This window comes from Streptomyces tsukubensis (assembly GCF_003932715.1).
Classification (GTDB): domain Bacteria; phylum Actinomycetota; class Actinomycetes; order Streptomycetales; family Streptomycetaceae; genus Streptomyces; species Streptomyces tsukubensis.
The window spans coordinates 7857869-7871961 of record NZ_CP020700.1 but is presented as its reverse complement, the minus strand read 5'-3'; the positions used below and the strand labels follow the sequence as shown (position 1 = coordinate 7871961).

10 protein-coding genes are annotated in these 14093 nt (G+C 73.2%); 1 reads left to right on the top strand and 9 read right to left on the bottom strand.

Annotated features, from left to right (window positions below; genetic code table 11):
• Positions 1-34: 34 nt before the first annotated feature.
• The 6 genes from B7R87_RS32320 to B7R87_RS32295 form a co-directional block, all read right to left on the bottom strand.
• Positions 35-178 (bottom strand): SapB/AmfS family lanthipeptide, encoded by a 144-nt coding sequence (locus B7R87_RS32320; protein ID WP_233168991.1) that lies wholly within the window; start codon positions 176-178, stop codon positions 35-37.
• Complete coding sequence (gene lanKC / locus B7R87_RS32315; protein WP_006344751.1) at positions 175-2790, bottom strand: class III lanthionine synthetase LanKC; 2616 nt, start codon at positions 2788-2790, stop codon at positions 175-177. The genes B7R87_RS32320 and lanKC overlap by 4 nt, the downstream gene beginning before the upstream one ends.
• Before the next feature lie 408 nt (positions 2791-3198).
• Entirely contained in the window at positions 3199-4299 is a 1101-nt protein-coding gene (locus B7R87_RS32310; protein WP_040912784.1) for a calcium:proton antiporter, read from the bottom strand.
• A gap of 98 nt (positions 4300-4397) precedes the next feature.
• A complete protein-coding gene (locus tag B7R87_RS32305) occupies positions 4398-6086 on the bottom strand; it encodes an acyl-CoA synthetase (RefSeq protein ID WP_130585125.1) in 1689 nt (562 codons plus the stop codon).
• On the bottom strand, positions 6086-7207 hold the full coding sequence (locus tag B7R87_RS32300; RefSeq protein WP_006344755.1) for an NAD(P)H-dependent flavin oxidoreductase: 1122 nt from the start codon (positions 7205-7207) through the stop codon (positions 6086-6088). The genes B7R87_RS32305 and B7R87_RS32300 overlap by 1 nt, the downstream gene beginning before the upstream one ends.
• A 255-nt stretch (positions 7208-7462) precedes the next feature.
• Positions 7463-8239, bottom strand: coding sequence for an SMI1/KNR4 family protein (locus B7R87_RS32295; protein WP_006344756.1), 777 nt, complete (start codon positions 8237-8239; stop codon positions 7463-7465).
• Between the two features lie 191 nt (positions 8240-8430).
• Between B7R87_RS32295 and B7R87_RS32290 the strand changes: the two genes are divergently transcribed.
• Positions 8431-10245 carry a serine hydrolase domain-containing protein gene (locus tag B7R87_RS32290; protein WP_130585127.1) on the top strand — a complete coding sequence of 605 codons (1815 nt, stop codon included), beginning with the start codon at positions 8431-8433 and terminating at the stop codon, positions 10243-10245.
• Positions 10246-10326: 81 nt separating this feature from the next.
• Here the strand turns inward: B7R87_RS32290 and fabG are convergent, their stop codons facing one another.
• The 3 genes from fabG to B7R87_RS32275 form a co-directional block, all read right to left on the bottom strand.
• The gene (gene fabG, locus B7R87_RS32285) at positions 10327-11103 is read right to left on the bottom strand and encodes a 3-oxoacyl-ACP reductase FabG (RefSeq protein ID WP_006344758.1); all 777 of its coding nucleotides are present in this window, start codon (positions 11101-11103) and stop codon (positions 10327-10329) included.
• Between the two features lie 190 nt (positions 11104-11293).
• Positions 11294-12829 (bottom strand): phytoene desaturase family protein, encoded by a 1536-nt coding sequence (locus B7R87_RS32280; RefSeq protein WP_006344759.1) that lies wholly within the window; start codon positions 12827-12829, stop codon positions 11294-11296.
• Positions 12830-12838: 9 nt separating this feature from the next.
• A complete protein-coding gene (locus B7R87_RS32275) occupies positions 12839-13798 on the bottom strand; it encodes a LysR family transcriptional regulator (RefSeq protein ID WP_006344760.1) in 960 nt (319 codons plus the stop codon).
• Positions 13799-14093 lie beyond the last annotated feature (295 nt).

Genomic DNA, 14093 nt, shown 5'->3' with positions numbered 1-14093 from the left:
CAGCCCCGGAACCGGTCCGTACGCCGAGGGGGCGTCAGCAGGCCAGCAGGCTCAGGTGGCTGTTGTGACCACAGGACGTCAGGCTGAGGTTGCTGCCCGTCTCGACGTCGCCGAAAGCCTCGTCCTCGGTGATCTCAAGGGCCTGGAGGTCGAGAAGCGCCATGACAAACTCCTTCATCGTGGGGACGGTTGGTGGTGCGCGACCCCTGGATGGGGCCGGTCTGTGGGCCGCGGTGGCGGCGGGAGGAACGGCAGGGCGGCCGGGGTGTCCCCGTACGCGCTGCCGAGGGCGAGCAGTACCCCGGCGGTGCCGGTGGCCAGGTCCATGGACCGGCGCATCATCTGCTCTCCGGGGAAGGCGAGGTCGCCCCGGTAGGGGGTGGCCTGGAGGCCGAGGAGCCGGGTGTGGCGCTCGACGGCGCTGCGCCGTTCGGCGGGGTCACCCGCGGGGGTGCGGGCGAGGTGGAGGACGAGTCCGGCGACGCCCCGGTAGAGCCCGGGCTGGACGTAGAAGGCGGCGCGCAGGGCGGGCGCGATCGTCTCCCGGGCGGCTTCGAACCGCTCGTCGGGGCGGTGGGCCAGATACTCGTCGAGGACGACGGCGATTCCGGCGCTGCCGGCCCCGAGGTAGGGCATCAGCCGTTTGCCCTCGACGACCATCAGCTCTCCGGACTTGCCGGGTTTGCAGCGGTCCAGGTCGCGGGCGAGTGCGGTCCGGGCCAGGTCGAGCAGGGCCGGATCGCCGGTGGACTCGTACCTCCGTACGAAGAGGAGGGCGAGGCCGGTGGCGCCGTGCAGCAGCCCGGTGCGGGGCGAGGGGCGCCCTTCGGTCAGGGATCCGGCGGCGTAGGCGGCGCAGCGGTCGGCCGCCGCGGCGAAGGCGGTGGCGTCGGAGCCGGAGGCGTCCCGGGCCAGTTCGTCGAAGGCGAGGGCGATTCCGGCCTGCCCGCTGTGGAGATCGGGGGTGAGCCGGTCGAGGGGCTGTTCGGCCACGAGGTGGGCGAGTTCGGCGGCCCGGTCGCGGTGGCCGAGGCGGTTGAGGGTCCAGGCGATGCCCGCGAGTCCGTCGTGGAAGCCGGGCGGGGTGCCGGGGGCGACGGTCTTGGTCCGGGTCAGCAGCCATTCGACGGCTTCCGGGCAGGGCGGCGCGCCGGTCTCGTGCAGGGCGTGGAGGACTCCGGCGGCGCCGGTGCCGAAGCACTGGCCGCCCACCGGGGTGGCGAACTGGGTGATGTCGCCGGGGAAGCAGCGGTCCTCGCGTTCGGGGGTGAAGGAGGCGGCGATCGCGCGGGCCATGGAGTCCCGGCTCCAGGGCCAGTCGTCCGGTTCGGGGACGGCGGGTTCGGGCGCGTGTTCGCCGGGCCTGCCGCGGACGATCTCGCGGACGGCGGGGACGAGGGCGGCTTCGCCGGTGCCGAAGAGGCGCGCCGTGTCACGGGCCATCCGGGGGGCTAGGCCGCGGTCGATGAAGAAGAGGGTGGTCAGGGGCGCGAGCAGGGCGATGCGCAGACAGGCGAGGGCGTACCGGTCGATGCCGGTGCCGGTGCGGTCGGCGGGGGCGACGAAGGCCGGGTTGGCGACGATCTGCCGGCGGTCCTCGTCCGTGGCCGGGAACGCGGCCTCGAAGTCGAGGAGGACGACACGGGACTCGTCCTCGCTGACCATGATGTTGTTCATGTGCAGATCGCTGAAGACGAGGCCGCGGGCGTGGATCCGGCGTACGGCGTCCTCGACGAGTCCGTGGATGCGCTCGACCCAGGCGGCGTGTTCGGCGAGGGCTTCGGGCGCGGGGTCGGGCGCGGAGAGCGGATAGCGCCGGGCGAGGAGGGTGTTGAGGGTGTTGCCCTCGATGTGCTCCAGAGCCAGGAAGCGGTGGCCGCCGAGGTCGAAGGCCTCACGGACGGCGGGTACGCAGTCGAATCCGGCGAGCTGCTCCAGCGCCGTGCGTTCGGACTCCAGCCGGGCGACGGCGTCGGCGCCGTCGGCGGCGAGTCCGGCATGGGGCCGGGCCTCCTTGAGGACGACGGTCTCCCCGGTGCGGCTGTCGCGGGCCCGGTAGACGCCGCCGCCGTTGGAGAAGTGCAGGGCGGCTTCGATTTCGTACGGTGTCCCGGTGGTGCCGAGGGCCTCGCGGGCGTCGAGGTGCGGGCGGAGGAAGGCGGGCGGGTCGACCCAGCCGGGTATCCGCAGGAAGGGGCCGCGCGGATCGGGGACGAGGGTCCCCTCGGGGTTTGCGACGGCGGGCACGGGGCGGCCGTCGGGGCCGAGGCAGTAGCGGGCGGCGAAGGCTCCGTACCGCACGTAGACCGGGCCTTCGCCGAGCCGCAGGTCGCTCAGGACGTACGGCCCGTGCTCGCCGTCGAGGAGTCCGGTCAGCGCCTCGCAGATCTCCTGGAAGGAGTCCTCGGCGGGGGGATAGACGGTGATGAACTTGCCGCTGCCCGCGCGGTCCGCGTACTTGGCGTTTCGTAAGTGGAGCAGGCGGGGGGCGGGGACGAACTTGTGCGGGATCCGGTGGGCCAGACAGTGGCCGTGGACCCGGCGGAGGACGGAGGCGGCGTTGTCGGCCGCGGCCGAGACGTGGATCTTCCAGCCCTGGGCGGGCAGTTCCACGCCGGCGGGGTGGAAGCTCAGCCAGTCGCCGCTGCGGTGGGTCTCCCAGCCCTCGGGGGCGGGGTCGCGGGCGGGCTCGAAGAGGGAGGCGTCCGGGGTCGCGGTGCCGTCGGCGCGGTGCGGTGCGTCGTAGAAGTCACCGTCCGTCTGGCAGTACACGCCGTACTCCGGATTCACCTGGCCTCCTTCGCGGATCGTCGGTGCGGTACGGGCTGCCCGCCCGGGGGTCCGCCGCGGGGGCCGGCCGTTCGCCGGGGGCTCCGTGGCGTGACAGAGATTTCCATCCGGGCGGCGGAACGGGACAGTCCCTGATGTCATGTCTCGTTCATGCGCCGTTCACAACTGCGGTGTGTGCGTTGCACACGCGCGCTCCACGGGGCCTCCGCTTTCGGTCGGGGCGGAGGTACGGGAGGGGCCGGGCAGCGGGATTCGACGAGGTCATGGGCCGGGGGTGGGGAGAAGGAACCCGGCGGGCGCGGGGCCGATGGGCTTCCGGCCTTCTGGAGGGGGCTCGGGCCTCGCGGTCGGGGGCCTCGGGCCTCAAGGGCTCCTCAGCGGCTCCTCGGCGGCTCCTCAGGGGCTCTGTCAGGGGCTGAAGGAGAGGAAGACGAAGGCCGCGAAGATCACCAGATGTACGCCGCCCTGGAGGAGGGTGGCCCGGCCGGGCACCACGGTCAGTGCGCTCACCACCGCGGTCAGGGCCAGCAGCACCATATTGGTCGGCCCCTCACCGAGGACCAGGGGGCCGGGCAGCCAGATGCTCGCCATGGCGATGACCGGGATGGTGAGTCCGATGCTGGCCATGGAGGAGCCGTAGGCGAGGTTGAGGCTGGTCTGCATCCGGCCGCTGCGGGCGGCCCGGACCGCCGCGAGGGTCTCCGGCAGCAGCACCATCAGGGCGATGACGACCCCGACGGAGGCGGTGGGCAGTCCGGCCGAGTCGACGCCCCGTTCGATGGAGGGCGAGATCAGTTTGGCGTTGCCGACGACCCCCACCAGCGCCACGACCAGCAGGATCAGACTGGTCAGGGTCTCCCGGACGGTCGGCGGCTCGGCGTGTTCGTCGGGTCCGCACGGGGAGCCGTCGGACCGTACCGGCAGGAAGTAGTCGCGGTGGCGTACCGTCTGGACACCGATGAAGAGCCCGTACAGCAGCAGTGAGGCCACCGCGGCGAAGGCGAGCTGACCGCCGGTGAACTCGGGTCCCGGTTTGCCGGTGGTGAAGGTCGGCACCACGAGCGTCAGTGTGGCCAGCGCACAGCCGGTGGCCACGGCGCCGCCGGAGCCCTCGGCGTTGAAGAAGGCGACCCGGTTGCGCAGGGTGGCGACGAGCAGGGAGATGCCGACGATCCCGTTGCAGGTGATCATGACGGCGGCGAAGACGGTGTCCCGGGCGTAGGTGGAGGCCTTGTCGCCGCCGCCGATCATCAGCATGACGATCAGTCCGACCTCGATGACGGTCACCGCGACGGCCAGCACGATCGACCCGAAGGGTTCACCGAGGCGGTGGGCGACGACCTCCGCGTGATGGACCGCGGCGAGCACGGCAGCGAACAGGCAGATCGTCAGGAGCGCCACCACGAATCCGGGCAGCTCCCGTCCCCAGGCAGCGGCGAGGGCGATCACCGCGAGCACCGGCGCCAGGGTGGTCCACTGCGACAGAAGCGCTGGTGTGCCCGATTTCATGAGACCACGCTGCCACCGCGGGGACGGGGGCGCGCGCGGGGTTGCGCCAACAGTGGCGCGGGCTTTGCGGGGTCGGGCCGGTCCGGGCGGCTGCCCGGTCAGAGGGGCCGCTCGTGCCCCTCCCAGTACGGGTCCCGCAGCCTGCGCTTGTACAGCTTGCCGTTGGGGTCGCGGGGCAGGGCCGCCGTGAAGTCGATGCTGCGGGGGCGTTTGTACGAGGCCAGCAGCCCGGCGCAGTGCGCGAGCAGCTCCCCTGCCAGCGCCTCGCCGGGCTCCGCGTCCGCGGCGGGCTCGACGACGGCCTTGACCTCCTCGCCCCGGTCGGGGTGCGGCACCCCGAAGACGGCGGCGTCCGCCACCGCCGGATGCGCGAGCAGCGCGGCTTCGATCTCCGCGGGGTAGATATTGACCCCACCGGAGATGATCATGTCGATCTTGCGGTCGCGGAGGAAGAGGAACCCGTCGTCGTCGAGCAGTCCGAGGTCGCCGACGGTGAACCAGTCCCCGATGCGGTTCTTCTCGGTCTTCTCGTCGTCCCGGTGGTAGCGGAAGCCACCCGTCCGCATGGTCATGTAGACGGTTCCGACGGTGCCGGGCGGCAGCGGGTTCCCGTCGTCGTCGAAGATCGCGATCTCGCTGATGGGCCAGGCCCTGCCGACGGTGCCGGGTTTCTTCAGCCAGTCCTCGGCGCCGGCGAACGTACCGCCGCCCTCGCTCGCGGCGTAGTACTCCTCGACGCAGTGGCCCCACCAGTCGATCATCGCGCGTTTGACCTGCTCGGGGCAGGGGGCGGCGCCGTGGACGGCGTGGCGCAGCGAGGAGACGTCGTACCGGCTTCTGACCTCGTCGGGCAGGGCGAGGAGCCGGTGGAACTGCGTGGGCACCATATGGGTGTGCGTGCAGCGGTGCTCCGCGATCAGCCGCAGCATCTCCTCGGGGGTCCATCCGTCCATCAGGACCAGGGGGTGCCCGATGTGCAGGGACGCGGCCGCGAACTGGAGCACGGCGGTGTGATAGAGCGGTGAGCAGACCAGATGGACGTGTCCGTCGAAGGGCCGGATGCCGAAGAAGCGGAGGAATCCGCCGAGATGGGCCTCCTCGGGGGGCCTGCCGCTCAGGGGGCGACGGATGCCTCGGGGCCGTCCGGTGGTTCCGGAGGTGTAGTTCATCACCCAGCCGAGACGGCGGTCGGCGGGTGGGGTGTCCGGTTGCCCTTCGAGGAGCCGAGGGTACGGGCCGAAGCCGTCGATCGCGCCGACGGCGTGGCGGGCGGCAGGCGGCAGGCCCGTCAGATCGGCGGCCTCGGCGACCGGTCCGGCGAACCGTTCGTGGGCGATGAGGACCCGGGCGCCGGAGTCGGTGAGGATGTGTGCGATCTCGGGGGCGACGAGGTGGTGGTTGACGGGGACGAGGTACATCCCGGCCTGGGTGGCGGCGAGATGGGCGGTCAGCAGTTCGGCCCCGTTGGGGAGGACGGTGGCGAAGGCGTCGCCGTGGGTCAGCCCGGCGGCGCGCAGTCCGTGGACGAGCCGGTTGGCGGCGGAGTGGAGCCGTCCGGCCGTCCAGGTCTCGCCGTCGGGGGCGACGAGGACGGTCCGGCCGGGGTCGGCGGCGGCCTGGGCCCAGAAGCCGTTGGGCGGCGCGGGGGCCTCCGGGTGCCGGACCGGTGGGTCCTGACCGGCCGGGCTCCGACCGGCCGGACTCTCACCGGCCGGGCTCCGGCCGAACGGGCCCGGTGCGGCGGGCGGTTCCGGCGGTTCGGGCGGTCCGACCGGGGTACGGGGCATCAGCGGTCCCTCCCCGCGATGCGGTTGACGCGGTCCACGGCGGTCTCGAACTCCCGGGTCAGCTCGTCGACCAGTTGCCGTACGGACCGTTCGGAGGTCATCCGGCCGACGATCTGCCCGACCGGGGTGCCGAGCAGCGGGGCGACCTCGTGCCGCTGGATCCGGGACACGGCCTCGGCGACCAGCAGTCCCTGGAGCGGCATGGGCAGCGGCCCGGGCCCGGCCGGATCGTCCCAGGCATCGGTCCACGCGGTCCGCAGTTGCCGGGCCGGTTTGCCGGTCAGCGCCCGGGAGCGGACGGTGTCGCCGGAACCGGCGGCGAGGAGCTTCGCGGTGAGGGCCCGGGAGTGGAGGTCGGCCTCGGTTGCGGTGAGCCAGAGCGACCCGAGCCACACCCCCTGGGCACCGAGCGCGAGGGCGGCGGCGATCTGCCGTCCGCTGCCGATGCCCCCGGCGGCCAGGACGGGCAGCGGGGCGACGGCGTCGACGACCTCGGGGGTGAGCACCATGGTCGCGATCTCCCCGGTGTGGCCGCCCGCCTCGTACCCCTGGGCGACGACGACGTCGATCCCGGCGTCGGCGTGGTGGCGGGCGTGGCGGGCACTGCCGGCGAGCGCGGCGACCCGTACGCCCCGCTCGTGCGCCCGGTCCACGACATCGGCGGGCGGCGAGCCCAGCGCGTTGGCGAGCAGCCGGATCGGATAGTCGAAGGCGACGTCGAGCTGTCTGCGGGCGACCTGCTCCATCCAGCCGGTGATCCGCCAGCCGGAGGCCTCGCCGTCGGGCAGTCCCGGAACGTCGTGGCGGGCGAGTATCCCGTCGACGAAGCGCCGGTGTCCGTCGGGGATCATCGCCTCGGCATCGGCTTCGGTGAGGCTCCGGTCGCCGGGTACCTCGGCGGGTTTCGCGGGCATCACGACGTCCAGCCCGTACGGCTTCCCGCCGGTGTGCTTCTCCATCCAGTCCAGATCGCGCCGGAGGTCGTCGGGCGCGGTGTAGCGGACGGCACCGAGGACGCCGAAACCGCCGGCGCGGGTCAGTGCGGCGGCCACCGCGGGGAACGGCGTGAAGCCGAAGATGGCGTGTTCGACGCCGAGGGCTGTGCTCAGCTCCGTCTCCATGGGCGCAGGATGCCGTAGCGGCGCGGAGACGGGAAGATGTTTCCCTGATGATGCGTCAGACTGTGTGCGCGGGACAGGCAGATGCCGAATTCATCGCAGGACCGACCTGGCCGGGAGCATCCCCGCGTGTGCGGGGACGAGGCATCCTCGGCGTCGACCCCCTTGTCCTCTGGGGGAGCATCCCCGCGTGCGCGGGGACGAGGCTTCTTCACCAGCGGTTTTGTTCGTGATCACGGCCGCTTTCATTCAGTTGCTTCAGGCGTGGCCGCCCTGCCGTGGCCCGGTCTCCAAGGATTCCACGGGGCCGACTCCCTCGTCGAGCCACTCCCCGGGGATCAGTTCCCTGACGCGTTCGAGCCCCGCCGCCGAACGTCCCCGGGCGTAGAGCGACATACCGCCGCCGTCATACAGGAGGACATCTCCGGCCAGGAACCAGCGTCCCCCGCCCTCCTCCCGACCGACCGGATAGGGCGGGAAGGGCAGCCGGACGGCATGTTCCTCCAACAGCTCGATATGCGTGTCGTCCGGGTCCAGGAAGGCACGTGGACGGCCCGGGGTGCGCAGTGACTCGGAGAGCACCAGCTCCACGAAACAGAGCGACAGCCGCTCCAGCCAGCCCTCCCACCGCTCGGCGGTGTCATCCGGCAGATGGGCCCGGATGCCGACGGGAGGATCGCTCTCGGCCAGCCGGTCCAGCGGTATGCCCCAGGACGCGTCCCCCTCGTCCGAGCGCCGGAAAACCAGCGCCTCACCGGCACCGTCCACGTAGAGCTCGGCCGGAGCGAGCAGGGCGTCAACGCTTCCGGTGAGATCGGGGCGCCGCCCCAGGAGCAGATACGCCTCCCGGAGGGCGGCCGGCAGCCGGAGCCCGAGCCGCTCCTCGGCCCGGGCCAGCTCGGCCTCCGGCCGACCGTCCCCACGCGACAGGGGGCGGGCCCAGTGCGCGGCGAACCCCCGGATGAACTCCCATGCGCCCGCCCGGTCCGCAACACCCCGGGCAAGGGACGGAGCCAGGTCGAACTCCCTTGTCATGGCGGCAAGATATACCGGAGGCCGGAACGGCCATGGGGAGGATCGACCACCACACCGCCCGGTCTCACGGTCCGCCCTGTTGACAGCGGTAACTCACTGAAAGAACGTTTCACTGCCGCTCGGCACGTCGAAAGATACTTTCGGCGACAGAGGTTTTCAGCGACGCGGAGACGCAGAGACGGGGCGCACGGGTGACGAAGGACGCGGCGGCGGACGGCAGCGGGATCAGCCGGCGGAGGCTGGGCGGCGGGGTACTGGCACTGGGCGGCGCCCTGGCGCTCGCACCCGTACCGTTCGCCCGGGCGGCCCCGGCACCCTCCGGTACGAGCACGGCAGACGGCCGCCGCGCCCGGCCCACCCTGCGGCGCGGCAGCCCCGCCCGGGCCGGGCTGATCGCCGCCCGGCTCGACGACCTCGTCACCGACGCCGAGTCCTACCTCCGCCCCTCCCCCACCCGCCCCCGCCCCTGGTACGCGGGCGCCGTGCTGCTCGCCGGGCGCGGCGGCACGGTCGCGCTGCACCGGCCGATCGGACTGGCCCGGCGCTACGCCGCGTACGACGAGAAGACCGACACCGCGGTGGAGCTGCCGCCGCACGAGCAGATCCCGATGACCGAGGACACCGTCTTCGACCTCGCCTCGGTCTCCAAGCTGTTCACGTCGATTCTCGCGGTGCAGCTCGTCGAGCGGGAGGCACTGGAGCTGGACGAGAAGGTGGCCGCGTATCTGCCGGAGTTCGGGGCGGCGGGCAAGGAGGCCGTTACCGTACGGCAGTTGCTGACCCACACCTCGGGATTCCGGTCGTGGATCCCGCTGTACCGGGAGCCGACCCGGGAGGGGAAGCTGCGGATGCTGTGGGCCGAGCGTCCGGCGTCCGTGCCCGGTTCGGCGTACCTCTACTCCGACCTCAATCTGATCTCCCTCCAGCTGATCCTGGAGAAGCTCACGGGCCGCCCGCTGGACGTCCTGCTGCACGACGAGATCACCGCTCCGCTCGGGATGCGCCGTACCCGCTTCAACCCGCCGCTCTCCTGGCGCCCGGGGATCGCGGCCACCGAGGACTCCCGGCCGCCGTGGTCGGGGCTGGACCGGGGCATGGTGTGGGGCGAGGTCCACGACGAGAACGCGTACTCCTTCGGCGGGGTCGCGGGCCACGCGGGTGTCTTCTCCTGCGCCTGGGACCTCGCCGTTCTGGCCCGTACGCTCCTCAACGGCGGCTCCTACGGCCGGGCCCGGATCCTGCGCCCCGACTCCGTCGAGCTGATGTTCACCGACTTCAACACCGCCTTCCCCGGGGACGAGCACGGCCTCGGCTTCGAGCTGAACCAGCACTGGTACATGGGCGCGATGGCCACGCCCCGGACCGCCGGACACACCGGTTTCACCGGTACGAGCCTCGTCCTGGACCCGACGACGGACTCCTTCCTGATCGTCCTCGGCAACTCCGTGCACCCGGTGCGCACCTGGCGCTCCGGCAGCGCGCCCCGGGTCGCTGCGGCCGACCGGCTGGCGCGGGCGGTTCCGGTCCGTCCGGCCCACGGCCGTACCGCCTGGTTCTCCGGTATGGCCTCCGGCACCACCGCCACCCTCGCGCTGCCCGCCCTCACCACGAGCGCCTCGCGGCTGCGCTGCTCCCTGTGGTGGGACACCGAGCCGTCGGCGGACACACTCTTCCTGGAGGCCTCCCCGGACGGCGGCACCACCTGGGCGCCCGTTCCGTTCCGCACGGCCCGTGCCGGGGCCCCGGACCGGGAACACCCGGCGGGCACGGCGACCGGTTTCTCCGGCCGGTGCTGGCACCGGATGACGGCCGACCTGTCCCCCTGGAGCGGCACCGGCGGCCTGCGGCTGCGCTGGCGGTACACCACCGACCTGCGGTACGTGGGGCGGGGCGTGTACGTGGACGGGATACGGGTCGAGGACGGACACCGGACGGTCTTCGACGAGGCGCGGTCGGCGGATGCCGCCCGGATCGAAGCGAACGGCTGGACGCCTTCGGAGGACTGAGCCGACCGGGCGTCCAGCAGGCGGCCGGGCCGGGCCGCGGTGAGCGTATCCGGCCCGGGCCCGCCGGTGTCCCTCGGTCGTTCAGGCGAGGGCGTCGAGGGATTCGGGAAGCGTCTGGCCCCCGTCGACGGTGAGGGTCTGGCCGGTGATGAACGACGCCTCGTCGGAGGCGAGGAACAGCACCGCATGCGCGATGTCGGCGGTCTCGCCGAGCCGGCCGGCGGGAATCGACGCGGTCATCCGCCGCAGATAGTCATCGCCCAGCTCGGCCAGGCCCTCGGTGCGTACATTGCCGGGCAGGACGGCGTTGACGGTGATCCCGGCCGGGGCGAGCTCCAGTGCCGCGCTCCGCAGGAAGCCGAGCTGACCGGCTTTGCTCGCCCCGTAGTGGGACCAGCCTTTGTAGCCGGTGACGGGGCCGGTGATGGAGGACGTCAGGACGACCCTGCCGTGCCCGGCGCGCTCCATGGCGGGCAGGAACGCCTTCGTCACCAGGATCGACCCGCGCAGATTCACGGCGAGGACCTCGTCGATATCGGCGGCCGTCATCTCCCGCAGCGGCTTCTCCGGGAAGACCCCGGCGTTCGCGCAGACGACGTCCACATGCCCGTGGCGCCGCTCGACCTCCTCGGCCAACGCCTCGGCGGCGTCCGGATCCCGCAGGTCGAGCCCCAGCCCGATGACCCGGCCGCCCGTGGCGGCGGCCAGCTCGTCGGCGGCCTTCCCGGCGGTCGCCGCGTCCCGGCCGGTGACGGCCACGGCCGCCCCCCGGGAGGCGAACAACTCCGCGATACCCCGTCCGATCCCACGGGTCGCGCCCGTGACGACCACGGACCGCTCACGCCACTCAGTGCCCATGTCCCGCTCCCGTACCTCGTCCGACCGGTCCGATCGTCCGCGCGCCCTTCGCCACGGACACGACCATGATCATCACGGTAGGGGGCGTCGCCTCGGTACCGACCGGGAACGGGGCAGGACGGCTGAATTTGGCTGCACCCGGCGTACTTCTTCCCTGTACCCGGCGTGCTTCTTTCCGTCCCCCCTCGGATCAGCGGCCGAGGGCCGCCATGGCCGCGTTGTGTCCGGGGATCCCGCTGACGCCGCCGCCGCGTACCGCGCCCGCCCCGCACAGCAGGACGTTGGCGTGCCCGGTCTCCACTCCCCAGCGGCCGGTCTCCTCCGTGGCGTACGGGAAGGCGAGGTCGCGGTGGAAGATGTGCCCGCCCGGCATGCCGACCTCCCGTTCCACGTCCAGCGGGGTCTTCGCCTCGATGCACGGCGCTCCGTCGGCGTCGACGGCGAGACAGTCCGCGAGGGGTTCGGCGAGATGGGAGTCCAGCTCGGTGAGGGTCCGGGCGAGGAGTTCCGTACGGGTGCGGTCGTTGTCCCCGGCGAACAGGCGGGCGGGCGTGTGCAGGCCGAACAGGGTGAGTGTGTGGTGCCCGTCGGCGGCGAGACCGGGCCCGAGGATGGAGGGGTCGGTCAGCGAGTGGCAGTAGATCTCCGACGGGGGCGCGCTCGGCAGCCGCCCGGCCGACGCCTCCCGGTAGGCGGTCGCGAGCTGCTCGTATCCCTCGGAGATATGGAACGTGCCCGCGAAGGCCCGGCGCGGGTCGACCGACGCGTCCTTCAGCGCGGGCAGCCTGCGCAGCAGCATGTTCACCTTGAACTGTGCGCCCTCGGGAGCCGGGCCGGGCGGCTCTTCACCGAGCAGCCGGGCGAGTTCGCGCGGGGCGGCGTTCACCAGGACGTGGCGGGCGGCGACCGTACCGTCCCGGCCGTCCGCGGTCCAGCCGATCCCGGCGGTGGTGCCGTCGGTGTCGATCCGGGTGACCTCGTGGCCGGTGAGCAGCTCGGCGCCCGCGGAACGGGCGGCCGCGGCGAGGGCGTCGGTGAGGGCGCCCATACCGCCGACCGGGACGTCCCAGTCGCCGGTCCCGCCGCCGATGACGTGGTAGAGGAAGCAGCGGTTCTGTACGAGACCGGGGTCGTGGGCGTCCGCGAAGGTGCCGATCAGGGCGTCGGTCAGCACCACGCCCCGGACGAGGTCGTGCCGGAACCGCTCCTCCACCGCGACTCCGACGGGCTCTTCGAAGAGCGTGCGCCAGGCCGTGTCGTCGTCGATGCGCGCCCGGAGTTCCTCACGGGTCGGGAGCGGTTCGGTCAGGGTGGGGAACACCCGCGCGGCGACCCGTCCCGTCATTCCGTAGAAGGCGTTCCATGCCTCGTACTCGCGGTCTCCGCCGGTCAGCGCGGCGAAGGAGTCCCGGGTCCGGCCCGCCGCGACGAGCAGTCCGCCGGTGCCGTACGGGGTGTAGGAGGAGACCGTCCGCTTCCGTACGGCGAAGGCGAGGCCGAGGTCGCGCACGATCGTGTCGGGCAGCAGGGACACCAGGTACGAGTAGCGCGAGAGCCGGGCGTCGACCCCGGCGAAGGGCCGGGTGGAGACGGCCGCGCCGCCGGTGACGGGGGCCCGTTCGAGGAGGAGTACGGAGCGGCCCGCGCGGGCCAGGTAGGCGGCGGCGACCAGGCCGTTGTGGCCGCCACCGACGATCACGGCGTCGTACGAGGTCTGTGCGGGCATGCCCGGACCCTAACCCGCCGGGGCCGGACGCGGGACCCTCGGCCCGTCCGTACGGGGCGCTTCGACGGGGCGCCGCGGAGTACGCCGGTCGGTGCTGCGGGGTGCGGCGTCGCGCAGGGCGTCGAGCAGGAACGGTACGGCCGGATGCCCGCCGGGCGCGGCCCGCAGCGCGGCGTGGACCGGCCGGACGGGGCCGGGGTTGCGCACCCGGCGGACGACGACCCCGGGATGCCGGGTGCCGAGGCCCAGCTGCGGGACGAGTGCGATACCGAGGCCCGCGGCGACCAGGCTCTGCACGGCGGCCTGGTCCTCGCCGGTCACCACGATCTCGGGTCCGGCGGCGACGGCGGCCCTGGCGTGGCGCAGCCCGTCCGGGCCGGGGTCGCCGGAGCTGATCCACGGTTCGCGGGCGAGTTCGTCGAGGTCGACCACGCGGCGGGCGGCGAGGGGGTGTCCGGCGGGCAGGACGGCCCGGTAGGCGTCGTCCATCAGATGCTCCAGCCGCACCCCGTCCGGTACACCGTCGGGCGGGCCCGGCAGACGGGTGACGACGGCGAGGTCGACCAGCCCGCGGGCGACGTCGGCGAGCGCGGAGTCGTCGTCGGCGGGCCCGAGGTCGATGCGTACGTCGGGATGCCCGGCCCGCAGCAGCGCCACGGCGGGCGCGACGAGTCCGGCGCCGGAACCGGGCGCGTACCGCACGACGAGCCGTCCGGTCCGTCCGGCGCACAGATCTGCGAGCGCGGTCTCCGCCTCGGCGATCTGCCGCCCGATGAGCACGGCGTGCTCGGCGAGCAACCGCCCGGCGGCGGTGGGCCGCACCCCACGTCCGACCCGCTCCAGCAGGGCCGTCCCGGTCTGCCGCTCCAGCGCCGCCACCTGCTGGCTGACGGCGGACGGCGTGTACCCCAGCCGGGCGGCCGCCGCGGTGACCGATCCTCCTGCGACCACAGCGCAGAGCACCCACATACGCCTCACGTCGAGCACACGGCAGAGCTTAGGCCCCCGAAGCCGTCGGCGCACGAATCGGGGTCCGTGGCGCAGGAGGAGCCGGGCGGAGCCCGTACGGCCGTACGGGGAGGGGGAGTTCACCCCTGATCGACCGCCTCCGGGGCGGGAGCCCCGCGGGGGGCGGGGAGCGGTGACGCCGGGTGCCGGCGCCGATCGTCCCGAGCGGGCCAGCCCCGCGGGGCGGGGAGCACCAAGCCCCGTGACCGAACGGCAGAGGTGCGCGGGGACCATCCCCGCGGCGCGGGGAACACAC